Genomic DNA, 24,803 nt, shown 5'->3' on the forward strand with positions numbered 1-24,803 from the left:
TACTTCGGATGGGCTCAGGACAGGTATCTAATTCGCATAGCTGAATTCGTCTTTGTGTCCAAATATCGAGTATGGTCATTTCATTTCCTAAAAATAAACTTTTTTAACGGGAAACACCCTTTGTTTTAACGGTAGTAGAGCCCCTTTTCACTAAAGCACCAATCTTCTATATTAGTCCCATCCTCTTGACGTTGGACCAATAAAATCTTTTTCAAATTTAGCATTTTAGATTATTGCAGTTGTATGCCGTAAGCCCTATTTTAGTCCCATGAACACCAATGTACTTCAAACACCCATTGCATATTTAAAAGGTGTAGGTCCCAACCGGGCCGAAACGCTTAAAACTGAGTTAGGTATACATACCTATCAGGATTTGATCAATTTATTTCCCAACAGGTATATAGACAAAACCCAATATTATAAAATAAATCAATTACAGCGAAATAGCGCCGATGTACAAGTAATCGGTAAAATAACCCATATAAAATCGGTCGCCCAAAAGAAGGGCCAACGATTGGTGGCCAGATTCGTTGATGAGACCGGAGAAATGGAATTGGTATGGTTTAGAGGACAAAAATGGATTCGGGAAAACCTTAAATTAAACACTCCCTATGTTATATTTGGCAAAACCAATTGGTACAGCGGCATTTTTTCCATGCCACATCCAGAAATGGAATTGCTTTCTGAACACCAGGGTGGCCTAAAGGTCAGCATGCAACCGGTATATCCTTCCACCGAGAAATTGGGCAATACGGGAATCACCAATAGGACCACCAACAAATTAATCCAACAGCTGTTCATGGAGACCAAGGGGAGGTTTTCCGAGACCCTCTCTCCTAGCCTTTTGAAGGAATTGAATCTTATTTCCAAGAGCGAGGCCATGTTTAATATACATTTTCCAAAAAGTCAGGAATTGTTGGCCAAATCCCAGTATCGATTAAAGTTCGAGGAGTTGTTTTATATTCAATTACAGCTTATCGCTAAAAACGCGCAACACAAACAAAAGATAAAAGGGTTTACTTTTGACCAAGTCGGCACCCGTTTCAATGAGTTTTATAGTGAGTATTTACCGTTTGAACTGACCAATGCCCAAAAAAGGGTGATCAAAGAAATTAGGGCCGATTTAGGGAGCAATGCCCAAATGAACCGATTATTACAGGGAGATGTGGGGTCTGGAAAGACCATTGTGGCATTAATGACCATGTTATTGGCCATCGATAATGGGTATCAAGCCTGCCTGATGGCGCCAACCGAAATATTGGCCAACCAACATTATATAGGTATTAAAGAGCTGCTAAAAGATATGGGCATCAATATTGCCCTACTTACAGGATCGGTAAAAAAGTCGGCTAGAAATATCATCCATGAACAGTTAGAAAACGGGGAATTACATATTATTATAGGCACCCATGCTTTATTGGAAGATAAGGTGCAGTATAAAAATTTGGGATTGGCCATAATAGATGAGCAACATCGGTTTGGTGTTGCCCAACGCTCTAAACTATGGCATAAAAACAATATTCCCCCCCATATTTTGGTCATGACCGCCACCCCTATTCCCAGAACTTTGGCAATGAGTCTGTACGGTGATCTTGATATTTCGGTGATAGATGAATTGCCTCCGGGCAGAAAACCTATCAAAACAGTTCACCGGTTTGATTCGAACAGGTTAAAAGTTTTTCAATTTGTCAGGGATGAAATAAAAAAGGGCAGGCAAGTTTATGTGGTGTATCCATTAATCCAAGAATCGGAGGCGATGGATTACAAGGATTTAATGGACGGGTACGAAAGTATCGCCCGAGATTTCCCTTTACCGGACTACCAGATTTCTATTGTTCACGGACAAATGAAACCCGCGGACAAGGATTACGAGATGGAAAGGTTTGTCAAGGGGGAAACCCAGATCATGGTAGCCACCACTGTAATTGAGGTGGGGGTAAACGTGCCCAATGCTTCGGTGATGATTATAGAAAGTGCGGAGCGCTTTGGCTTATCCCAGCTCCATCAGTTAAGAGGAAGAGTAGGGCGTGGTGCCGATCAGAGTTTTTGCATCCTAATGACCAGTCACAAACTTTCTGCCGATTCTAAAACCCGTTTAGAAACCATGGTAGCGACCAATGATGGGTTTGAAATTGCAGAGGTAGATTTAAAACTTCGAGGCCCTGGCGATTTAATGGGAACCCAACAAAGTGGAGTGCTCAATTTAAAAATTGCCGATATCATCAAGGATAATGATCTTTTAAAAATGGCCAGACATTATGCTCAAAAATTCTTAAAGGAAGATCCTTACCTATCTCAGAATCCGGTTATCAAACACGCCTATGAACAATTGGTCAAACATAAAAACATCTGGAACTACATAAGTTAAACTACATAAGCACACCGGCAAGTACTTAGCAATATGGAAAGTTAATTTTCTGGGAATTTGGTTTAAAGAAGGTCCGAACCCGCATTAGGGGTACCCTTAACCGAACCATCTCTAATGTTTTTATAAAACAGTTTAAATCAAACTTTTTAAAGTCCATTATATCGCCTCTCTCAAATTAGATTTATAAAAAAAGACGCTAATCCGTTTATTCCTCTATTTAAAATATTCCGTTTTGATTTAGGAATTAAGGCGGGAAAAATGAGTGGCTAACTGCTATCCTTTAGCATAGGCCAAATATGAAAAACAAGTGGCATTTTTACAGCATACTAAAGAATTAGCTGTCATCTTCTATAGTTAGGCTATTCCATTCTTCCTCTGAGAACTATTAAAACAAAAGTCACAATTCTATGGTTGAACATCGTAATTCTAACAGAGTATACCTTTCTATTTTATAAGTTTATTAATAAATTTGGGAGGCTATAAGGAGAATGAATTACCAAAAGCTATTTGGCTTGGAAGTATCCTTAATAAAATATAAAATTTATTACAAGAAATGAAAAAGACACTATTTGACAAGGTATGGGATTCCCATGTGGTTCATAAGATTGAAAATGGTCCTGATGTTCTATTCATAGACCGTCATATGGTACATGAAGTAACGAGTCCGGTTGCCTTTATTGGATTAAAGACAAGAGGCATTCCTGTTATGTACCCAAACCGTACTTTTGCCACTGCAGATCACAATACACCTACCATAAACCAACATTTACCTGTTTCGGACCCCCTTTCTGCCAACCAGCTTAAAGCCTTGGAAGAAAACGCTGCGGAACACGGCATTTCTTATTGGGGCCTAGGTCATGAAAAGAACGGTATTGTACACGTAGTAGGTCCGGAATACGGAATTACCCAGCCTGGGGCTACTATTGTTTGTGGAGATTCCCACACATCTACCCATGGTGCCTTTGGAGCAATTGCTTTTGGTATCGGTACCTCGGAGGTAGAAATGGTATTGGCTACGCAATGTATTATGCAGCAAAAGGCCAAATCGATGCGAATCAATGTAAATGGTGAACTGAACAAAGGGGTTACTCCTAAGGATGTTGCCTTATACATCATTTCTAAACTAACCACTTCCGGTGCTACAGGATACTTTGTAGAGTATGCTGGGGACGTCTTTACCAATATGTCTATGGAAGGCAGAATGACGGTTTGTAACTTAAGCATAGAGATGGGTGCCCGTGGGGGAATGATTGCTCCAGACCAAAAAACATTCGATTATATCCAAGGGAGAGAATTTACGCCAGTAGGTGCAGATTTAGAAAAAGCCCAAGAATATTGGAAAACATTAAGTACCGATGAAGGTGCCGTATTTGACAAGGAGATCAGTTTTGATGCTTCTGACATAGAACCTATGATTACCTACGGAACCAATCCAGGAATGGGTATCGGAATTTCTAAGGGTATTCCTTTGGCCGAAGCGGTGGAAGGTGGTGTAGCTACTTACAAAAAGTCGCTTCATTATATGAACTATTCCGAAGGAGAGGATATGATTGGCAAACCGATTGATTTTGTCTTCTTAGGAAGTTGTACCAATGGCCGTATCGAAGACTTCAGAGCTTTCGCATCTATTGTAAAAGGCAGAAAAAAGGCCGACAATGTAACGGCATGGCTGGTTCCAGGATCGCATCAGGTAGAAGCCGCTATTAAGGAAGAGGGAATTTTAGACATTTTACACGAAGCAGGTTTTGAATTACGCGAACCAGGATGTTCTGCATGTTTGGCAATGAACGACGATAAGGTACCTGCAGGAAAATATGCAGTAAGTACTTCTAACCGGAATTTTGAAGGCAGACAAGGACCTGGCTCTAGAACACTGTTGGCCAGCCCGTTAGTCGCTGCCGCCGCTGCGGTAACCGGAAAAGTCACCGACCCTAGGGAATTCCTATAGCAATAAGGAGGCGGGTAGCTTTTACGCAGTTCCCTACTCTTTGTCACTATGATGTTTAACTTTTAATTATTACAAAAAATGGCATACGATAAATTCAATATACTTAAAACTTCCGCTGTCCCACTTCCTATAGAAAATGTGGATACCGATCAAATTATACCTGCCCGTTTCTTAAAAGCGACGGAAAGAAAAGGGTTTGGAGATAACCTTTTCCGCGACTGGCGTTATAATCCAGACAATACCCCAAAAGAAGATTTTGCCTTGAACAATCCAAAATACAGTGGTAAAATTTTGGTTGGCGGGAAAAATTTCGGATCTGGTTCTTCTCGTGAGCATGCTGCTTGGGCGGTGTACGATTACGGTTTCAGATGTGTAGTTTCTAGCTTTTTTGCCGATATTTTCAAAAACAACTGTCTTAATATAGGTGTGCTTCCGGTACAGGTAAGCCCTGAATTTTTGGAGAATATTTTTGCTGCCATCGAAGCAGATCCAGAAACGCTTCTTGAAGTTAATTTGCCCGAGCAAACTATCACCCTGACCACTACTGGGGAACAAGAGCATTTTGATATCAACGATTACAAGAAGGAAAACATGCTCAACGGTTTCGATGATATTGACTACCTCTTGAATATAAAGGAAAACATAAGGGAATTTGCCCTTAACGCTCCTCTATAGCAATTTGTAGTCTGGGCAATTTTTGGTCAATCAACGCTTTGTGGCCCTACAAAACCACCAAAATGAACCCTTAATAATTAGTGGCTAGACACTCATGAAGAAAAGAAAAATTGAAATAATGGACACCACCCTTAGAGATGGGGAACAAACCTCTGGGGTGTCCTTTTCAGCGTCCGAAAAACTTACTCTGGCAAAATTATTGTTAGATGAATTACAGGTAGATAGGATTGAAGTGGCCTCGGCCAGAGTTTCCGAAGGAGAGCTATCGGCGGTGCAGCAAATTACGAAATGGGCCAATACAAAAGGTTATCTAGATCGTGTAGAAGTATTGACCTTTGTCGATGGCGGCGTATCCTTGGAATGGATGGAAAAGGCTGGTGCAAAAGTACAGAACCTTTTAACGAAGGGTTCTATGAACCACTTGACCCATCAGTTAAAAAAAACACCGGAACAGCATTTTAGGGAGATAGACATGGCTATAACGGCAGCTACTGCCACTGGCATCGCTACCAATGTTTATTTAGAGGACTGGAGTAATGGGATGCGAAACTCTAAATCTTATGTTTTCGAATTTCTAGATTTCCTCTCCAAGCAACCTATAAAGAGAGTCTTGTTACCAGATACCTTGGGAATCCTTACCCATTCGGAAACATTCGATTATATTTCAGAAATTGTACAACGTTATCCAAATCTGCATATAGATTTTCATGCCCATAACGATTATGACCTAAGTGTTTCCAATATCATGGAAGCGGTAAAGGCTGGTTGCCACGGGCTTCACCTTACGGTCAACGGAATGGGAGAAAGAGCGGGAAATGCCCCTATGGCCAGTGCGGTAGCCGTTTTAAACGACTTTTTCACCGATGTAGAAGTAGGAGTCAATGAAACTTCCCTTCATAAGGTCAGTAAATTGGTTTCGGCATTTACCGGTTTCGGAATTCCGGCGAACAAACCTATTGTAGGCGATAACGTATTTACTCAGACTGCGGGCATACATGCAGATGGGGATAGTAAAAAGAATTTGTATTTTAACGATTTAATGCCAGAGCGTTTTGGCAGAATCCGGAAATACGCTCTTGGAAAAACATCCGGAAAAGCCAATATCCAAAAGAATTTACAGGAATTAGGGCTGACCCTTAATGATGACGAATTAAAAAAGGTAACGGCTAGAATCATTGAACTTGGCGACAAAAAAGAAAAAGTAACCAAGGAAGATTTACCTTTTATTATTTCTGATGTTTTAGATAGCGACACCTTTCAACAAAAGGTATTTATAAAATCGTACGTACTTACCCATTCTAAAGGACTAATGCCTTCGTCTACCTTGGCCTTAGAAATCAATGGCGAACTTATTGAGACCCATGCCCAAGGGGATGGTCAGTACGATGCCTTTATGAATGCCCTAAAAAAAGTATATGCTACCAAGAATCTAGCCTTGCCTACCTTGGTAGATTATGCCGTTAGGATTCCGCCCGGAAGTAATTCTGATGCCCTTTGCGAAACCATTATTACCTGGGAGCGCAACGGAAAGGAATTTATTTCGAGGGGATTGGATTCTGACCAAACCGTGTCTGCTATTAAAGCCACGGAAAAAATGCTGAATATTATATAGAAGACAGCAAGCCCTTAAGATTACCCGGATTGATACACAGTAATTTAATTTAGAAACCATAGATAAATTTTAGCACTGCCTTTATAGTGCAGTAACTATACTAACAAACACAAACATAATGAAATTAAACATTGCCCTTTTAGCCGGAGACGGAATAGGCCCTGAAGTCATTGACCAAGCGGTAAAAGTATCGAATGCTATCGCTAAAAAATACAATCATGAAATAAACTGGACTCCTGCCCTAACAGGTGCTGCGGCTATTGATGCCGTTGGAGAACCTTATCCAGACGACACCCACGCGGTTTGTGAAGCGGCAGATGCTGTTTTATTTGGAGCTATAGGACACCCTAAATTTGACAACGATCCGTCTGCTACGGTTCGTCCAGAACAGGGATTGTTAAAAATGCGCCAGAAATTAGGATTGTTTGCCAATGTACGCCCTACTTTTACCTTCCCTTCTTTAATAGATAAATCGCCTTTAAAAAGAGAGCGTATTGAAGGTACCGATTTAGTGTTTTTAAGAGAGCTTACAGGGGGCATCTATTTTGGCAAAAGAGGAAGAGAAGACAATGGCAATACTGCCTATGACACTTGCACCTATACACGAGTAGAGGTAGAGCGTTTGGCAAGAAAGGGATTTGAATTGGCCATGAACAGATCTAAAAAATTATGTTGTGTAGATAAGGCCAATGTACTGGAAACTTCTAGATTATGGAGAGAAACGGTACAAGGTTTAGAAAAAGAATATCCAGAAGTAACAGTTTCTTATGAGTTTGTAGATGCCGTTGCCATGCGTTTGGTACAGTGGCCAAATTCTTATGACGTCCTTATCACGGAAAACCTTTTCGGAGATATTTTAACCGATGAAGCTTCTGTTATTTCAGGATCTATGGGGCTTATGCCATCGGCTTCTTTAGGAACCAAAACTAGGTTATACGAGCCTATTCACGGGTCGTACCCTCAGGCTGCCGGAAAAGACATCGCCAACCCATTGGCTACTGTATTATCGGCTGCCATGATGTTTGAAGATTTCAATTTAACGGAAGAAGCACAAGCGATTAAAGATGTAGTAAACAAGTCTTTGGTAGAAGGAATTGTTTCCGAAGATTTAGCTGAAGGCAAAAAAGCCTATAAAACAAGTGAAATTGGAGACTGGTTAGCTAGCAATATTTAACTGGTTTTCGGAAGCTTAGACTTCCATACACTTCATAAAAGCCCTGTATCGAATTTCGGCACAGGGCTTTTCTATTATTATCATATTAATATTATCCTGAGTTGGCAGCACACCAATGGCCCCTTCCCTATTCCGAGCGGACAAATTTTTCTGCGTTAGGGACCGCGGCGGCATCCCCGCAGCGAAGCAAGGGATATAGCCAAGGGCCCGCCCGACGCAGGAGGGAACGCCCAAATCAGCATCCTATGAATAAAGATATTCATCCTAACTTTATTGGGAATTCACTGTAGCTTTCAGACATGTCCTAGAAAAGGTTATTGTGTATTTACCGCCATTTCTCTGGAGACTTTTGCTTTTTTATTTTTCCTAAAGAGAATGATCATAATAGCGATAAACACCCCTGTACCTGCCATGGCGGCCCCTACGATACTCGGCGATGTGAAACCATAACCTAAGGCTATAGGCAGGCCGGCAAAATACGCCCCGGAAGCATTCCCCATATTAAAGGCACTGTGGTTCATTGACGACCCTACCATTTCCGACCCCTTAGAGGCTTTAATGATCGCCATTTGTATAGGGGTAGATACGCTGAAGGATATAAAACCGACCACAAAGGTCCACACTAAAATAAGGGTGGGGTTTACGGCAAGAACGCTATTGATCAGCAATACGGTCACCATAAGGGATAAACTTATCATTACGGCCTTTATAGGCGAAAATATTTCTGCCATTTTAGCGCCCAGGAAATTTCCAAAAACCATCCCTAATCCCGCTAATACCATGGCATAGCTTACGATTGTTTCTGGATGCCCGGAAACTTTTGTGATCAGGGGGGCAATATAACTGTACCAAGCAAAAAACCCACCAGTACCTACGGTTGTCAAAAGAACCATCACCCAAAGTTCCAATTTTTTAAAAACCTTTAGATCTTTTTTAAATTTACCGGTAGAGGAAGGACTTAATTTTGGCATCCAGAAATAGATGCTGAGCATGGTCAGTACCCCAATGACACCGACTATTATAAAGGATAGTCCCCAGTTGTACTGATGTCCGAGATAGGTCCCAATTGGCACCCCTATTACATTGGCAACGGTTAAGCCGGTAAACATGGTAGCTATGGCTTGTGCGGTTTTCCCTTCTTTGGCCAATTTGGTGGCAACCACAGCACCGATCCCAAAAAATGCCCCATGAGGCAATCCCGATAAAAAGCGCGAAACTAGCAGCATTTCATAGCTTGTTGCAAAGGCAGAAAGGGCATTAAAAACAGTAAACCACCCCATTAAAAAGAGCAACACTTTATGTGCCGGCCACTTTCCGCTTAATAAGGTTAGGGTTGGCGCACCTACAACGACCCCCAATGCGTAGGCAGATATAAAGTGTCCGGCCTGTGGAATGGTTATCTGTAAGGCTTTGGCAACATCGGGGAGAATCCCCATGATAACGAATTCTGTCATCCCTATTCCAAAACCACCCATTGCCAAGGCTATTAGTGCTTTTTTATTGTAATTTTCATTCTTCATAAGTACCTTATTTAATCTTTTAACCAAGGTAAAATTGGTTGAAATTCTCAGCCCTAGTCTTTTACTAGGCTGGTAGGAGTAAAAACCTGCAAATTTAGGAAGCTTTAAAGGACTAATAGCACTTTTAACAATTAATAAACGTTATCTTATAGATTCCTAAAAATTGATTAATTTTATATAAGTCTTTTCCGTTTATATTAGATATTTAATGCCTCTCAGAAGCTAAGGACCAAGGAGGTCAGCTATGCAGACGAATTTTATACAACACTACTAGACGGCATTATCTATTGACGAATCTATAGAAAAAGATTTATATTTATTGTTTAAGCCTGTTAAAGGGGTATTGTTCGTCTTCCTTCTTTTGGGGAGTATTTAGTAATCAATGCATGTCATGAAAATATACCAACATAAGGTTTTGAGTATTGCGGATATAGAAACTATAGCGTTGGATTTTACACCCGATGTATTTTTTCTTTTTGTTTCCCCGTCTTTTAAAGAGGCCGAAGAATTTGTTAAACAACTGCATCAACAATTTGACACCGCCATCCTTTTTGGTTGTTCTACAGCAGGAGAAATTCTAGGAAACAAAATTTTTGATGCTTCTATAGCTTTGACGGCTGTTTGCTTTGAACATACAAAGTTACGATGTTCAGCAATAGATCTAAATGCTTATGAAATGGATAGTTTCAAAGCCGGAAAAGCGCTCAGCGAGAATTTAGCGGAACAAAACTTACGACATATTTTTGTGCTCAGCGACGGTCTTTTTGTCAATGGTGCGGAATTGGTCGACGGACTTACAGCCCCTTTAGACACATCTGTTAGCATTACTGGCGGCCTGGCTGGCGATGGTGCCAATTTTGAAAAAACCTTTGTTATCTGTAAGGACCGACTAATATCCAAAAAGATTGTAGCCTTGGGCTTTTATGGTGACGACCTAACTATAGGTTTTAGTTCTAAAGGGGGCTGGGACAGTTTTGGCATTGAGCGTATGGTCACAAAATCTGACCATAACATCCTCTATGAATTGGATGGTATACCAGCCTTGGATCTTTATAAAACCTTTTTAGGGGAAAAGGCAAAAGAACTGCCAGGTTCGGGATTATTATTTCCCTTAAGTATGCGCGATGAGACGAACAAATCACCAGTGGTCAGAACCATTTTAGGAATCGATGAAAGAGCAAAAAGTCTAACCTTTGCCGGCAATATTCCTCAGGGGTCTTATGTACGACTCATGAAAGCCAATATAGATCGGATTATCAACGGGGCAGAACACGCGGCCGGTGTAGCACAGACCAATGCTAGGAAACAGCCGCAATTGGCTTTCCTAATTAGTTGTGTTGGCCGGCGACTGGTAATGAAACAACTGGCAGAAGAGGAGGTCGAAGCGGTCAATGACGTCTTTGAAAATACGGTTTATAGCACTGGTTTTTATTCTTATGGGGAAATTGCGCCCTTTGATAAGTTTACACCTTGTGCGCTACACAACCAAACCATGACCATAACCACCTTCTCTGAATGAAAGACTTTCACCGATTATTAAAAAGACAGTTAGCCAAGGCCGATTTAGATGAACAAACCCTAATGCGGATAACCCCCTTACTCGGCCAAATTGATCTGGCCTATAAAGAATTTGACAAGGATATTCTTCATACAGAGCACATTCTTGAACTGAGTTCCCAAGAGCTATTTGAGGCCAATCAACAGCTTAAAAAAAGCGTTGAAACCATTAGCGGGCAATTATCAAAAATTGCAGAGAATATAAAAGATATCATCTTTGAAATGGACCTTGATGGAAATTGGTCCTATCTCAATCCGGCTTGGGAAAATTTAACCGGATTAAAAGTACAGGATTGTTTGGGGCACCCCTATACTAATTACCTAAAAGACGAAGAGGGAAAACCATACGATCTCTTAATAGAATTTAATCGCGAAAGCCTCAATGTTTTTGCTAAAACCATACAATTTAAAACCGCGGAGGGTCGGATAAAATGGCTCGAATTTTCATTAAAAAGCATTCCCTCTAAAAAAGGCAAGGCCGAAGGTTTTATAGGAACCATCGTCGATATCAGTACGCTCAAGGAAACAGAACTAGCCTTAACAGAAGCCAAAGAAAAGGAATCTAGGGCTAACAAGGCTAAGGACGAATTCTTGTCTACCATGTCGCACGAAATAAGAACACCCCTGAGTGCGGTAATAGGAATAAGCCATCTCTTGCTTTTAGAAAACCCTAGACCCGATCAAATGGAAAACATGGAAACCTTAAAACACTCCTCGGCCCATTTGCTCTGTTTGGTAAACGACATTTTAGATTTTAACAAAATAACATCGGGGGTGTTAGAGCTAGAGGAAGCCAATTTTAGCATTCACCACCTTTTGGACGGTATTCATAGTATTTTTAACAATATCGCCAAAAGCAAAGGAATACGACTCAACATAAAGAAAGACAGTGCCTTGGCCCCTAGTTTTATTGGGGACAGCACCAGGATTACCCAAATTTTCTCGAACCTGATCAATAATGCCATAAAATTTACGGAGCAGGGAAAGGTACTCCTAGACATTGAAGTAGTGCAGGATACGGAAGACTTTCAGGTATTGGAATGTAAGGTCGTAGATACCGGGATAGGAATACCCGCCCTTAAACAGGAAAAAATATTCCAATCCTTTACCCAGGCCAATTCCGATACCACAAGAAAATATGGCGGAACAGGCTTAGGGCTGGCTATTTGTAAACAATTGTTAGAGCGAATGAACAGTAGCATACATTTGAAAAGTCAGCTAGGAAAGGGATCTACCTTTAGTTTTGCGCTTACACTTCCGAAAGCAATTTCAAACGAAGAAATTGAGAATATCGGCAACCAGTATCAGTTAGGTTTTGAACAGTACCATTCCCTAGACGGGATAAAGATTTTGGCGGTAGACGACAATAAGATCAACATGATGGTGCTCTCAAAATTCTTGACCAAATGGCGTGTCGACTACCATACAGCAGAGAATGGTCTGATTGCCTTGGAAAAAGCGAAAGTAAACCCCTATGATCTTATTTTAATGGATCTACATATGCCGGTACTGAACGGATTTATAGCCAGTAAATTGATTCGGGAAACAGACAATACACCTAACAAAACAACTCCTATCTACGCTTTTTCGGCCTCTATTGGTATGGATGTCAAAAAAGAAACCGAAAAATATGGTATTGACGGGCTGATCTTGAAACCCTTCGACCCCTTTAAACTCAACACTACCCTGTCTCAAATAATAGCACAACACAAGTAACTATAAAAAATGCCCCCGATTCTTTCTTTTAAAAGAATTAGGGGCATTCTTGTACATTACAGCTGTCGACAGTAACTTTTATAAAATATAATCTGTACTTATAAAATTGGATAGTTTAGTATCTAACAACTTTTCTACAGTGTCTGTGTTCAATTCGTTATCCTTAAAGGCTACAAACGTCCTGACCGAAAAAGACCGCAGGGCATCGTGTACACTAAGGGTCGATTGGGCAGAGTCTTTTCTTCCTGTAAATGGGTATACATCTGGTCCACGTTGGCAAGAGCTGTTTAGGTTTACTCTACACACCAAGTTCACCAAGGTATCTATTAAGGGTGCTAAGGCGTAAACATCCTTACCGAACAAACTTACCTGTTGCCCGTAATTAGATTCGGCCATATCATCTAAAGGCTCCTCGATATCCGTAAAGGGCACAATTGGAATTATGGGTCCAAATTGTTCTTCTTGATACACTCGCATGTCACTGGTTACAGGATATAGTACTGCTGGCCAAATATAATTATCAAAACGCTGGCCTCCTCTTTCATTTAATATTGTTGCCCCTTTGGCCACGGCATCGTCTATTAGTTCCTGAATATATGCCGGTTTTTCTGGTTCTGGCAATGGTGTTAACTGCACTCCATTTTCCCAAGGGTTTCCAAATTTCAAAGCATCAACTTTTTTGGCAAAACGCTTATTAAATTCTTTGGCTATATCCTTATGTACATAAATTATTTTTAAGGCCGTACAGCGTTGTCCGTTAAAAGACAAGGTCCCGGCTATACATTCGTTTATAGTAAGGTCTAGGTCTGCATCTGGTAAAATAATAGCAGGGTTTTTTGCCTCTAAGCCCAATACCAATCGCAATCTATTGCTTTTTGGATGTTGATTCTGTAGGGCATTGGCAGATTTACTGTTCCCGATCAATGCCAATACATCAACCTTTCCTGTTTTCATTATGGGGCTAGCGACTGCTCTCCCGCGACCGAAAATTATATTGACGACTCCTCTAGGAAAACTAGTCTGAAAAGCCTCCAATAGAGGGGTTATTAACAAAACGCCATGTTTTGCAGGTTTAAAAATAGTGGTATTCCCCATCATGATAGCCGGAATCAATAGGGCAAAAGTTTCATTTAAGGGATAGTTATACGGCCCTAAACAAAGCACCACTCCAACAGGTCCTCTTTTTATATGGGCGTACACGCCATCGTGTTTCTGAAACTTGGAAGAATTCCTATCTAACTGCTTATAATCTTCAATGGTATCTTCTATATAATCTACGGTCCTATCGAATTCCTTTTGCGAATCTGGAAGCGATTTACCTATTTCCCACATCAAGAGCTTTACGATTTCTTCTCGTTTGGTCTTCATCTTTTTCACAAAGATCTCCATACATTCTATTCGCTCCTTGACTCTCATGGTCGGCCAAGCTCCCTGTCCTCTATTGTATGCCAATAGGGCAGCATCCAACGCTCCCAGGGCTTCTTCTTCACCCATATCCGGAATAGATCCCAAAAGTGTAGGAGCATACTCTTCTGTCGATGAAATAGTAGAATACACTTCAGTAGACTTTCCTTCCCATGGTTTTAACACTCCATTGACCAAATAAGATTTTTGGTGAATAAGAGAGGTGATTTTATATTCCTCGGCGATATCTGTGTTGTTCATAATATATCTTTTAATTTTTGATGGAATCCTAATTCCAAAATGCTCTAATTGCTAATTTAGTAATTCTGATTGTCTTTTAACATATAAATTAGGGGAGCAAAGGCATTATTAAAACGAAAACGTTTTAGTTTTTGACTTTATAATAAAAATAGAATCAAATGTGATTAAATCAAATATTGGAACAAATCTGGCTTATCGTTAATATACTCCCCAAAAAAGTTTTTCTCTTTCATTCGTTGTACAAGTGGCTCCAAATCTTCGGGGCTTTTTAACTCGATTCCTACGACTGCCGGAGCATTTTCCTTACTCGATTTTTTTGAATACTCAAAATGGGTAATATCGTCATTAGGTCCCAATATTTCTGCCACAAACTGCTTTAGGGCACCAGGACGTTGCGGGAATCGAACGATGAAGTAATGCTTTAATTTTCCAAATAACAAGGCGCGTTCTTTTATCTCTGCGGTCCTTGTTATATCGTTATTACTTCCACTGACAATACAAACAACATTTTTTCCTTTGATTTCTTCTTTAAAATCATCCAATACACTTATTGTCAACGCTCCTGCTGGTTCTACCACTATGGCATCCCTATTGTAGAGGTCCAATATTGTTTGGCACACCTTCCCCTCTGCCACGGTGACCATATCGTGTAAGTACTCCTTACAGATAGAAAAGGTATAATCGCCTACTCGTTGCACGGCGGCTCCATCTATAAACTTATCAATTTGATTTAATTTTGTATTGACGCCCTTTTCCATGGAAGTTTTCATGGATGGTGCTCCTTGAGGTTCCACGCCAATAATTTTTGTATTTGGCGACAAGGTTTTAAACACACCACATAAGCCCGAGGCAAGACCTCCTCCGCCCACGGCTACGAAAAGGTAATCTATTGGGGTCTTGGCCTGTTCTAATATTTCGAGCCCTACGGTCGCTTGGCCTTCAATTATTTTTGGATCGTCGAAGGGATGGACAAAGGTTTTTTTATATTCGGCACAAAATTTCATCGCCGCCTTTGAAGAATCGTCAAAAGTATCTCCTTCCAATACAACGGTAACCCAATCTCCCCCAAACAACTTGGTTTGTTCTACCTTTTGTTTTGGAGTTACGGCAGGCATATATATAGTACCTTGAATACCCAGATGGTTGCATGCAAAGGCAACCCCTTGGGCGTGGTTTCCGGCACTGGCACAAACAACGCCATTAATTAGCTCTTCTTTGGAAAGGGAACTGATTTTATTAAAGGCTCCTCGTATTTTATAGCTCCTTACACGATGTAAATCTTCTCTTTTCAGCAGAATATTAGCATCAAATTCTTTGGAATAGCGAATGCTTTGGGTTAATGGGGTAATGTCTGCAACTTGGCGAATGGTTATTGCTGCCTTACGGACATCTTCTATATTGGGAAAATATGGGGTCATATTCTTTTCTTTAGTATTTGTATTGAGAGGTTAAAACGGTGAAGAATTGCTTTTGCAATAGTGGCTACCGCAGTGTTATAGGTTTATATTAAACCACCCTCTTTCATGCTGTTCCCTCTTAGGCTTTTATTACTTAGGGAGGGACCAGCGACGGTCTTTTTTAATTTTCTTATTCTCAGGCGTGTCAAACCGCCTTCTCTTTTAAAGCTGCCAGCTAATTTATTGTAGCTCTTCAAGAAAGCCCCGTTCCAAGGCCATCAAAGAGACCGCTTGCAGTAGTGGTACTTGTATTGTATTGGGAATCATTAAAATCAACATTCAAAAAAATAAAACCTGTCGAGTAACGAACACAAGACAGGTTTTAAATTTTTCTTCCAAGAGTGTGTTACACTATCGGCTTCATCGCTGTCATAGATGCGCGAAGTCTTGCTCCGACAACTTCTACCGGATGCTCTCTCAAGGCTTTATTAACGGCAATAAGCTTAGCGTTATCTACCCCTAAATTATTTGGGTCGGCAAATGGCTTTCCTATAACATCAGTTTCTACAGTAGTCATAAAGTCGGCCAATAAAGGCTTACAAGCATGATCAAAAAGGTAACAACCGTATTCTGCAGTATCAGAGATCACTCTGTTCATTTCGAACAATTTCTTTCTTGCAATGGTATTGGCAATTAATGGAGTTTCGTGCAAAGATTCGTAATATGCCGACTCTGCAATAATTCCGGATTCCGTCATTGCCTCAAAGGCCAATTCCACACCTGCTCTTACCATGGCTACCATAAGCACACCATTATCGTAGAATTCCTGTTCAGAAATTTCGTCGTTTCCGGCTGCTGTCTTTTCAAAGGCCGTTTCTCCAGTGGCGGCTCTCCAGGTCAATAGGTTTTTATCGTCATTTGCCCAGTCTTCCATCATGGTTTTAGAGAAATGTCCTTCCATAATATCATCCATATGCTTTTGGAACAAGGGACGCATGATATCTTTTAGTTCTTCTGAAAGTTCAAAAGCCTTAATTTTTGCTGGATTCGACAAACGATCCATCATATGGGTAATTCCTCCGTATTTCAATCCTTCGGTAATAGTTTCCCATCCGTACTGGATCAATTTAGAAGCATAGCCTGCATCGATTCCTTTTTCGATCATTTTATCAAAGCAAAGAATAGATCCTGTTTGTAAAAGTCCACATAAAATGGTTTGTTCCCCCATTAAATCAGATTTTACTTCTGCCACAAAGGAAGACTCTAGTACCCCTGCCTTATGGCCACCTGTTGCTACTGCATATGCTTTGGCTTCGGCCAAACCTTTTTCTTGAGGATCGTTATCAGGATGTACTGCTATTAGGGTAGGTACACCAAAACCTCTTTTAAATTCTTCACGTACTTCAGATCCTGGGCATTTAGGCGCCACCATGATGACGGTCAAATCCTCACGGATCTGCATACCTTCTTCTACGATATTAAAACCATGAGAGTACGACAAGGTCGCTCCTTTTTTCATCAAAGGCATAATTGCAGATACTACTGCTGTATGCTGTTTGTCTGGAGTAAGGTTTACCACTAGGTCTGCTGATGGCACCAATTCCTCGTACGTACCTACTGTAAATCCGTTTTCCGTTGCATTTAAATAAGATTGTCTTTTCTCTTTAATCGCCGCTTCTCTAAGAGTATAAGCAATATCTAATCCAGAATCGCGCATATTCAATCCTTGGTTTAGCCCTTGAGCCCCACAACCAACGATAACGATTTTTTTACCCTTCAAAGCTGATACACCATCTGAAAATTCAGAAGATTCCATAAACCTACATTTCCCTAATTGGGTCAACTGTTCTCTTAGAGATAGTGTATTGAAATAATTTGCCATTTTTTAAACGCGTTTTTTAATTTCCGATAGCGATCGGAGTTTATAATTTATTGATTAAATTCTTTTATTAATTTCGAAATCTGCATTTCTGCTTTGGAGACAGCAATCCTTCCAGAGCGCACAAACTGCATAATTCCAAAAGGCTTTAACTGTTCGTACATTTCCTCGATTTCGCTTCTTCTGCCCGATTTTGACAATACGAAAAAGTCCCTAGAAACCGTTACGATCTGAGCATTGCTTTCTTTAATAATGTTCTGAATATTTCTTTCGTCGAACAACAAAGAAGAAGCAATTTTAAAAAGCGCAGATTCCTGATAGATAGTTTCCTCATCGCTATGGCTAAAAGCCTTGATCACTTCAATTTGTTTTTCTATCTGCCCCACAATATTATGGACCCATTCTGGAGTGGTATAGACCACTATGGTAAATTTAGAAACGTTTTCTATTTCTGATTTAGAAACATTTAGACTCTCTATATTGATATGACGTTTTAAAAATATCCCCGAAATTCTATTCAGCAACCCTACATTGTTTTCCGAGTACACTGAAATCGTAAACCATTTTTTTTCCATATTCCTCTCCGCCATTGCTTGCTGCTATGGCTTCTTTAATTATTTTATTATTTATTTCAACCGTACTTCGGAAACTGAAGCGCCTGCAGGGATCATCGGAAAAACGTTGTCTTCCTTTTCCACGCAAACCTCTAGAAAATAAGCATCTTTGGAAGCTAACATTTCTTGGATAGTTGCTTTTAAGTCCTTTCGTTCACTTATTCTTTTGGACTCGATATGGTATCCTTCGGCTATTTTTACAAAATCGGGATTGGTCATCACTGTAGAGGCATACCTCTTTTCAAAGAACAATTCTTGCCATTGGCGTACCATTCCCAAATGCTCGTTATTAAGCACTACGATCTTCACTGGGGTTTTATTTTGGAAAATGGTCCCCAATTCCTGAATGGTCATCTGGTACCCTCCATCGCCTATAATGGCTACTACTTCCCTATCCATGGCACCCATTTTAGCGCCTATGGCCGCAGGAAGGGCAAAGCCCATAGTTCCTAGTCCACCAGAAGTAACGTTACTTTTAGATTGCTTAAACTTGGCATATCGGCAAGCGATCATTTGGTGTTGCCCTACATCCGAAACAATTATAGCATTATGATCGGAAGCAATATTTATTTCTTCTATCACCTCGGCCATGGTAATTTTCTCCTTGGTAGGATATACGTCGTTTTTTATAACGGCATCGAATTCTATCTTGTATTTTTCTTTAAACTCATTATGCCAATCTTGGTGGCTGTTAGCGTTTATCAAAGGCAACAACATAGACAATGTTTGTTTGGCATTCCCCAATACCGCCACATCGGCCTTTACATTTTTATTGATCTCTGCCGGGTCTATATCAAAGTGAATGATTTTTGCTTGTTTGGCATAAGTATCCAAGCTACCGGTTACCCTATCGTCGAACCTCATCCCGATGGCTATCAGCACATCACATTCATTCGTAAGAAGGTTAGGGCCATAATTTCCGTGCATCCCTACCATTCCCACATTTAGTGGGTGACTGGAATCGAGGGCAGAAAGTCCCAAAATTGTCCAAGCCGCCGGGATTCCCGATTTTTCGACCAATTCTTTTAGTTGTTCTTCTGCTTCCCCCAAGATTACTCCTTGTCCAAAAACAATAAGGGGTTTTTGGGCACTGTTGATCAATGCTGCGGCAGTTTCTACGGCCGTAGCATCTGGAGTAGGATATGGCTTGTAACTACGTACGGCTTTACATGGCTCGTATTCAAAGTCAAATGTATCGATTTGGGCATTTTTGGTAATATCGATTAACACAGGACCTGGTCTTCCTGATCTGGCGATATAAAATGCCTTTGCCAAAATTTTCGGGATTTCAGCAGCTTCCGTTATTTGGTAGTTCCATTTGGTAACTGGAGTAGAAATGCCAATGATATCTGTTTCCTGAAAAGCATCGGTGCCCAACAAATGACGTGCTACCTGTCCGGTAATACAAACCATTGGAGTAGAATCTATCTGGGCATCTGCCAAACCGGTCACCAGGTTTGTAGCTCCAGGACCAGAAGTAGCAACGGCCACCCCTACTTTTCCTGTCACCCTAGCAAACCCTTGAGCGGCATGGGTAGCCCCTTGTTCGTGCCGGGTCAAAATATGGGTTAATTTATCTTGAAACTTATAGAACTCGTCATACAAAGGCATTATGGCCCCCCCTGGATATCCATAAATTAGGTCTACTCCTTCTGCCAATAAGCAATGGATAATAGCCTCAGCACCACTAATTCTGATAGTGTTCTGTTTTGTCGTTTTTGCTTTTTCCTTTTTCAATGTTTCCATAATTGTAGCCCTAATCGGTTAACATGTTTCGGTATAAATACCGCTTAAAATCCCATAGGGGAATTTGATTATTTTTATTTTGTGAATTCCTAAAACTCATCGGTCACACAACCTACGGAAGCCGAAGAAACCGTATTGGCATATTTGTACAAACTTCCTTTGCCAACCTTTAATGCTGGTTGTACCCAATTAGCTCTGCGTGTTTCGATCTCTTCATCGGTCAGGTTCACGGAAATAGTATTCTTTTCGGCATCGATGGTAATAATATCGCCATCTTGGACCAATGCAATCGTACCACCGTCTTGTGCTTCTGGACTCACATGGCCTACTACAAATCCGTGCGTACCACCAGAGAAACGACCATCGGTTATCAAGGCTACGTCTTTTCCAAGACCTGCCCCCATAATAGCTGCTGTAGGCTTCAACATTTCCGGCATTCCAGGACCACCTTTAGGACCTTCATAGCGAATCACCACTACATCTCCTTTTTTCACCAATCCTTTTCCGATTCCGGCATTTGCCTTAAACTCATCATCGAATACCTTTGCTGGTCCGCTAAAATGCAAACCTTCTTTTCCGGTAATTTTGGCTACCGATCCTTGTTGCGCCAAGTTGCCATATAATATACGAAGGTGACCCGATTCTTTAATTGGGGCATTCAATGGCTTAATTACATCTTGTCCTTCGCTTAAGCTAGGCACCTCTGCTAAATTTTCTGCCATTGTTTTTCCGGTAACAGTTAAACAATCGCCATGCAGCATACCGTTTTCCAACATAAACTTCAATACTGCCGGCGTACCACCTACTCTATGAACATCTTCCATCAGGTACTTACCACTAGGCTTTAAATCGGCCAAGAAAGGGGTCGTATCGCTAATTCTTTGAAAATCGTCCAAGGTAAATTCTATATCGGCAGCTTTTGCTATGGCCAAAAAGTGTAATACTGCATTGGTAGACCCTCCCATTACGGTAATTAAACGCACGGCATTTTCCAAGGATTTTCTGGTAATGATATCGCTAGGCTTGATATCGTTCTCCATAAGATATTTTAAGGCCTTCCCTGCATTGATAGAGTCCATTTTCTTTTCTTTTCCGATCGCCGGATTGGAAGAGTTGTATGGCAAGGCCATCCCCAAAGCTTCAATGGCAGATGCCATTGTATTAGCGGTATACATTCCGCCACATGCACCAGCTCCTGGGCAGGCATTCTGTATCACTCCTTTAAAGTCCGCTTCGTTCATAGTACCGGCAACTTTTTCTCCCCATGCTTCAAAAGCAGAAACAATATCTAATTTTTTGTCTTTAAAACAACCAGAAGCTATTGTTCCTCCATATACCAAAACAGATGGTCTGTTTAAACGGATCATTCCCATCAGGGCTCCAGGCATATTTTTATCACAGCCTACCACGGTAACCAGGGCGTCGTAATTCATGGCCTGTACTACCGTTTCCATAGAATCTGCAATAATATCCCTAGATGGCAAGGAATAACGCATCCCGTAAGTCCCCATAGAAATCCCATCACTAACACCAATTGTATTAAATACCAAGCCTACCAATCCACTTTCATTGGTACCTTCTTTTACAAACTGGGCCAAGTCATTTAAATGCATATTACAAGGGTTTCCCTCATACCCTGTACTTCCTATCCCTACTAAAGGTTTTTTCAAATCTTCTTCGGTCAGACCAATGGCGTGCAACATCGCTTGAGCAGCAGGTTGTGTTGGGTCTTGTGTTACGTTTTTGCTATACTTATTCAATTCCATTAATATGTGTTCTTTCTATGTTTATTTGTAAAAAACTCTATATAACTATCAAAGATAAATGTTTATATACCCTTAATTTTTTAACTCTAACTATTGGTTTAAACTCAATATCTAAAAAATAAATCTAATATACTGATTTCTAACTTATTACACCCTTAAATCATATCATATTCAGTAATTTTTTATTCTTTAATCCCGTCAATGTTTTTAACTTTATACTGACAATTCTACAAACAAAGAGTATAAAAGCCACTAAAAACTCATCTACAGATATCTAATTCATTAAGCCTTCTTATTTTGGCCATAGTTTTTGATTCTGACATCAAAAAACAAAAAAAAAGCCTGTATCAAAGTTTATCTGATACAGGCTTTTAAATTAATAACGATCCGTATCACCCCATTTCCGGGATAATAATGACTACATTAATAATGTTGTTATTGATTTGCATAAGGCAATATTATAAAAATTCGAATCAGCATCAAAGAAAAACTTTAAAAAACTTATTTTTCTTTTAATGAAGGGGCCAAAAGCCAATTGGTTTCGTGAATCTTTGGTTCATTCGTCTTCTTTTTACGGCCATGGTTCATGGTCACCTCAACGAAACTTTATAACAGGGATTTAAATTAACTTAAAGGTAAAATGATCTCCCGATTTCTTTTGGGACAGTACAGCAATAGCCTCGTCGGACAATTGTAAAATCCTAGGATACCCTCCGGTGGTCTGTCCATCTTTCATCAAAATGATCAATTTTCCGGCTGGTGTCAACTGTACCGTTCCCGGTAGTGTTGCCGAGGTAAGCATAGATACCTGATATCCCTCTATTGTTTCGTTAACCTGGTAGGCCATTCGATTATTTTCTTTGGCCACGGAAAACTCCGTATAAAAAAGCTGCTCTAACTGATTTGGATGTAACTGTTGAAACTCGGGTCCCTTATACACTTTTAGAACCTTGGCTTCTATAATACTGGCATCAACCTTTAATTCTGTGATCTTAGGTTTAAAATCTTTACAAATCCCATAGGGTAAGCTGGTATGGTCCTTTACTGAATTATGTTGCGTCACGGGTTTGTAAAAAGACCTACTTCCGAGAATCGGTTCGGTAGTAAAACCGCCTTTTACCCCTAAATAGTTTCTTATCCCATTTTCTAATTTCCCATAGGACAGCACATCTCCTTTTTTAATTTGATACACCCTATAATTACGAATGGGCAGATCGTTTAAAAAAACCGCCATTTCGGCACCGCCAAGGGCAATAAATGTAGGTTCCTCAAAACTGAGCACTGGGCCGGTCATGGTAATTTCCAATACTGCATCGTTATCATCGTTCTCTAACAAGGCGTTTATTTTAGATACCGCCATGGTATCCATCACCCCAGACACGGGCACTCCCATATTTCGAAATAAAAATCTCCCCTGATCTTGCAGGGTGGTAAAAAATCCGGCTTTTATAATATTAAGCATCCCATTTCAATTTTTCCATTTTATAAATCCCCACTTCACTTTCTATTTTATGCAATTGGTATTCTGCCTTTGAAATGGGATAGAACTGTACTTTGTCGCCTACTTTGAGGAAACAGGGCGTTTTGCTCTTTGCATCGAACATAGACACGGAACAAATCCCAATAATATTCCATCCTCCCGGGGAATCTTGTGGATATATCCCAGTTTGTTTTCCAGCAATACCTACGGAGCCCTTAAAAACCTTTGCTCTTGGTACTGGTTTTCTTGGTATTTCCAAAGCCTCTGGCAAGCCTCCCAAATAAGTAAAACCAGGCAAAAACCCTATGCCGTATACGGTATATATGGCACTGCTGTGCAGTTTTATGATTTCTTGGAAACTGATGCCCAAATGGTCAGATACTTCTTGTAGATCGACCCCGTATTCCGCATCATAACACACTGGTAAACGCCAAAGGTATTGTTCCAATAAAACTGGCTCTTTCTTTGCCAAATACCATTCTTCCAGCTTTGGTTTTAAAACGCCAAAATCTATTTCGGCATCCCTACAGATCAAGGTTAAGGAATTATAGGCCGGGATAAACTCCCATGCTGTTTCCTTCAGGTGGTATTTTTTTAAATATTGAACAAACTCCAATATCTCGTTCAATATGGCTTCTTCGATCTTTACCGGCCATTCTACTAAGATAGCATGTATTCCGAAAGGCCGAATCGATATTTTATGGCTGCTCACTATTTTATATATATTAGGTTCTTTGGTAATTCTACCGAAAGATAGGTTAATATTTCACTTACCCGTACACTATCGCCATGAATACAAAAAGTCTCGGCAATTATTGCTCTTTTATCGCCATTTAAGGTAGTTACCACTTGTTCTTTCACCATGGCTACCAGATGTCTAAGCACATCCTTGGGGTCATTGATCACAGCTTGAGGATGTTGCCTAGAGACCAGGGTTAGATCGCTATTGTAATTTCGATCGGCAAAGGCCTCATACTTTATGTTAAATTCCTGCTCCAAGGCTTCTTTGGCAATCACCGAGTTATAGGGTACATAAAGATATATTCCCTTTCTATAAGGAGCAAGAACCTCTAAAAATATCTTAGCCAAGGCTTGGTCCTTAGCCAGATCGTTGTACAGGGCCCCATGGGGCTTTATATGGTTTAGGGGAATCTCCTCTTCCTTTAATAGTTGACAAAAAACTTCTAATTGGGATCCTATACTTTGTTTTACTTCAGCTGGAGCCATGGTCATAGAAATGCGGCCAAAATGCTCCTTATCGGGATAGGAAGGGTGTGCCCCCACTAACACTCCATGTTGTTTAGCCAATAAGGCCACCTTTCTCATGGTTTCTAGATCGCCAGCATGGCCGCCACAAGCAATATTACATGAAGAAATTAATGGCAATAGAATATCTTCATTCTCCAAGCCTTCCCCCACATCGCAATTGATATCAATCCTATATTCCATTTGTTCTTTTGGTTTCGAGTTTAAAAATTAGTGATGGCTTCCGATCTTGTTATTAAAAATAAAAAACTATTCCCGTTGCTTGCTCAAATAAGATTAATAGCTGTTTTTGTCCCTACAAAACAAATCCCCTCCCTGAAAAATACAGAACAGCTATTATCTGCCCCCTAATTTTAAATGGTCATTTGTTTTGAGATACGGTGATGGTCTGTTTTGCCTATTTAAGATTGTTCCATTCAT

At 40.4% G+C, this 24,803-nt stretch carries 17 protein-coding genes; 7 read left to right on the forward strand and 10 right to left on the reverse strand.

Translation table 11 applies throughout. The features are described 5' to 3' along the window. Positions 1-268 precede the first annotated feature (268 nt). From recG to leuB, 5 genes are all read left to right on the forward strand, one after another. Complete coding sequence (gene recG / locus BUA16_RS05100; RefSeq protein WP_072763559.1) at positions 269-2,368, forward strand: ATP-dependent DNA helicase RecG; 2,100 nt, start codon at positions 269-271, stop codon at positions 2,366-2,368. 553 nt (positions 2,369-2,921) lie between these two features. Then, positions 2,922-4,316: a 3-isopropylmalate dehydratase large subunit gene (gene leuC, locus BUA16_RS05105; protein WP_072763560.1), complete on the forward strand. Its 1,395-nt coding sequence runs from the start codon at positions 2,922-2,924 to the stop codon at positions 4,314-4,316. Positions 4,317-4,394: 78 nt separating this feature from the next. Next, entirely contained in the window at positions 4,395-4,991 is a 597-nt protein-coding gene (gene leuD / locus BUA16_RS05110; RefSeq protein WP_072763561.1) for a 3-isopropylmalate dehydratase small subunit, read from the forward strand. Between the two features lie 94 nt (positions 4,992-5,085). Then, a complete protein-coding gene (locus tag BUA16_RS05115; protein WP_072763562.1) occupies positions 5,086-6,603 on the forward strand; it encodes an alpha-isopropylmalate synthase regulatory domain-containing protein in 1,518 nt (505 codons plus the stop codon). 118 nt (positions 6,604-6,721) lie between these two features. Further along, a complete protein-coding gene (leuB, locus tag BUA16_RS05120; protein ID WP_072763563.1) occupies positions 6,722-7,777 on the forward strand; it encodes a 3-isopropylmalate dehydrogenase in 1,056 nt (351 codons plus the stop codon). Between the two features lie 314 nt (positions 7,778-8,091). Here leuB and BUA16_RS05125 read toward each other — a convergent pair whose 3' ends face one another. Further along, positions 8,092-9,297, reverse strand: coding sequence for an MFS transporter (locus tag BUA16_RS05125; RefSeq protein WP_072763564.1), 1,206 nt, complete (start codon positions 9,295-9,297; stop codon positions 8,092-8,094). 391 nt (positions 9,298-9,688) lie between these two features. Between BUA16_RS05125 and BUA16_RS05130 the strand changes: the two genes are divergently transcribed. Together BUA16_RS05130 and BUA16_RS05135 are read left to right on the forward strand one after the other, a co-directional pair. Beyond that, positions 9,689-10,816 (forward strand): FIST signal transduction protein, encoded by a 1,128-nt coding sequence (locus BUA16_RS05130; protein WP_072763565.1) that lies wholly within the window; start codon positions 9,689-9,691, stop codon positions 10,814-10,816. Next, positions 10,813-12,570, forward strand: coding sequence for a PAS domain-containing hybrid sensor histidine kinase/response regulator (locus BUA16_RS05135; RefSeq protein ID WP_072763566.1), 1,758 nt, complete (start codon positions 10,813-10,815; stop codon positions 12,568-12,570). Before BUA16_RS05130 ends, BUA16_RS05135 begins: the two co-directional genes overlap by 4 nt. 78 nt (positions 12,571-12,648) lie before the next feature. Here the strand turns inward: BUA16_RS05135 and BUA16_RS05140 are convergent, their stop codons facing one another. The 9 genes from BUA16_RS05140 to pxpA all read right to left on the reverse strand — a co-directional run bounded on the left by BUA16_RS05140 (position 12,649) and on the right by pxpA (position 24,566). Beyond that, positions 12,649-14,235: an NADP-dependent glyceraldehyde-3-phosphate dehydrogenase gene (locus BUA16_RS05140; RefSeq protein ID WP_072763567.1), complete on the reverse strand. Its 1,587-nt coding sequence runs from the start codon at positions 14,233-14,235 to the stop codon at positions 12,649-12,651. A gap of 164 nt (positions 14,236-14,399) precedes the next feature. After that, complete coding sequence (gene ilvA / locus BUA16_RS05145) at positions 14,400-15,653, reverse strand: threonine ammonia-lyase IlvA (protein WP_072763568.1); 1,254 nt, start codon at positions 15,651-15,653, stop codon at positions 14,400-14,402. Positions 15,654-16,038: 385 nt separating this feature from the next. Next, entirely contained in the window at positions 16,039-17,514 is a 1,476-nt protein-coding gene (gene ilvC, locus BUA16_RS05150) for a ketol-acid reductoisomerase (protein WP_072763569.1), read from the reverse strand. Between the two features lie 47 nt (positions 17,515-17,561). After that, positions 17,562-18,086 (reverse strand): acetolactate synthase small subunit, encoded by a 525-nt coding sequence (gene ilvN / locus BUA16_RS05155; protein WP_072763601.1) that lies wholly within the window; start codon positions 18,084-18,086, stop codon positions 17,562-17,564. 51 nt (positions 18,087-18,137) lie between these two features. Next, entirely contained in the window at positions 18,138-19,871 is a 1,734-nt protein-coding gene (ilvB, locus tag BUA16_RS05160; RefSeq protein WP_072763570.1) for a biosynthetic-type acetolactate synthase large subunit, read from the reverse strand. Between the two features lie 89 nt (positions 19,872-19,960). Further along, on the reverse strand, positions 19,961-21,637 hold the full coding sequence (ilvD, locus tag BUA16_RS05165; protein WP_072763571.1) for a dihydroxy-acid dehydratase: 1,677 nt from the start codon (positions 21,635-21,637) through the stop codon (positions 19,961-19,963). 619 nt (positions 21,638-22,256) lie between these two features. Continuing rightward, the gene (locus BUA16_RS05170; RefSeq protein ID WP_072763572.1) at positions 22,257-23,099 is read right to left on the reverse strand and encodes a 5-oxoprolinase subunit C family protein; all 843 of its coding nucleotides are present in this window, start codon (positions 23,097-23,099) and stop codon (positions 22,257-22,259) included. Then, positions 23,092-23,829, reverse strand: coding sequence for a 5-oxoprolinase subunit PxpB (pxpB, locus tag BUA16_RS05175; protein WP_072763573.1), 738 nt, complete (start codon positions 23,827-23,829; stop codon positions 23,092-23,094). The genes BUA16_RS05170 and pxpB overlap by 8 nt, the downstream gene beginning before the upstream one ends. Next, complete coding sequence (pxpA, locus tag BUA16_RS05180; protein ID WP_072763574.1) at positions 23,829-24,566, reverse strand: 5-oxoprolinase subunit PxpA; 738 nt, start codon at positions 24,564-24,566, stop codon at positions 23,829-23,831. Before pxpA ends, pxpB begins: the two co-directional genes overlap by 1 nt. Between the last annotated feature and the right edge of the window lie 237 nt (positions 24,567-24,803).

The sequence above is a fragment of the Arenibacter nanhaiticus genome (genome assembly GCF_900141935.1).
Taxonomy (GTDB): Bacteria; Bacteroidota; Bacteroidia; order Flavobacteriales; family Flavobacteriaceae; genus Arenibacter; species Arenibacter nanhaiticus.

Bases quoted from the DNA above. Each gene is read 5' to 3' on its own strand.
- leuC (WP_072763560.1), top strand. From the start codon at position 2,922: ATGAAAAAGACACTATTTGACAAGGTATGGGATTCCCATGTGGTTCAT.
- BUA16_RS05140 (WP_072763567.1), bottom strand. From the start codon at position 14,235: ATGAACAACACAGATATCGCCGAGGAATATAAAATCACCTCTCTTATT.
- ilvN (WP_072763601.1), bottom strand. From the start codon at position 18,086: ATGGAAAAAAAATGGTTTACGATTTCAGTGTACTCGGAAAACAATGTA.
- BUA16_RS05130 (WP_072763565.1), top strand. From the start codon at position 9,689: ATGAAAATATACCAACATAAGGTTTTGAGTATTGCGGATATAGAAACT.
- BUA16_RS05115 (WP_072763562.1), top strand. From the start codon at position 5,086: ATGAAGAAAAGAAAAATTGAAATAATGGACACCACCCTTAGAGATGGG.
- leuD (WP_072763561.1), top strand. From the start codon at position 4,395: ATGGCATACGATAAATTCAATATACTTAAAACTTCCGCTGTCCCACTT.
- leuB (WP_072763563.1), top strand. From the start codon at position 6,722: ATGAAATTAAACATTGCCCTTTTAGCCGGAGACGGAATAGGCCCTGAA.
- ilvA (WP_072763568.1), bottom strand. From the start codon at position 15,653: ATGACCCCATATTTTCCCAATATAGAAGATGTCCGTAAGGCAGCAATA.
- ilvB (WP_072763570.1), bottom strand. From the start codon at position 19,871: ATGGAAACATTGAAAAAGGAAAAAGCAAAAACGACAAAACAGAACACT.
- BUA16_RS05135 (WP_072763566.1), top strand. From the start codon at position 10,813: ATGAAAGACTTTCACCGATTATTAAAAAGACAGTTAGCCAAGGCCGAT.
- BUA16_RS05170 (WP_072763572.1), bottom strand. From the start codon at position 23,099: ATGCTTAATATTATAAAAGCCGGATTTTTTACCACCCTGCAAGATCAG.
- ilvD (WP_072763571.1), bottom strand. From the start codon at position 21,637: ATGGAATTGAATAAGTATAGCAAAAACGTAACACAAGACCCAACACAA.
- recG (WP_072763559.1), top strand. From the start codon at position 269: ATGAACACCAATGTACTTCAAACACCCATTGCATATTTAAAAGGTGTA.
- ilvC (WP_072763569.1), bottom strand. From the start codon at position 17,514: ATGGCAAATTATTTCAATACACTATCTCTAAGAGAACAGTTGACCCAA.
- BUA16_RS05125 (WP_072763564.1), bottom strand. From the start codon at position 9,297: ATGAAGAATGAAAATTACAATAAAAAAGCACTAATAGCCTTGGCAATG.
- pxpA (WP_072763574.1), bottom strand. From the start codon at position 24,566: ATGGAATATAGGATTGATATCAATTGCGATGTGGGGGAAGGCTTGGAG.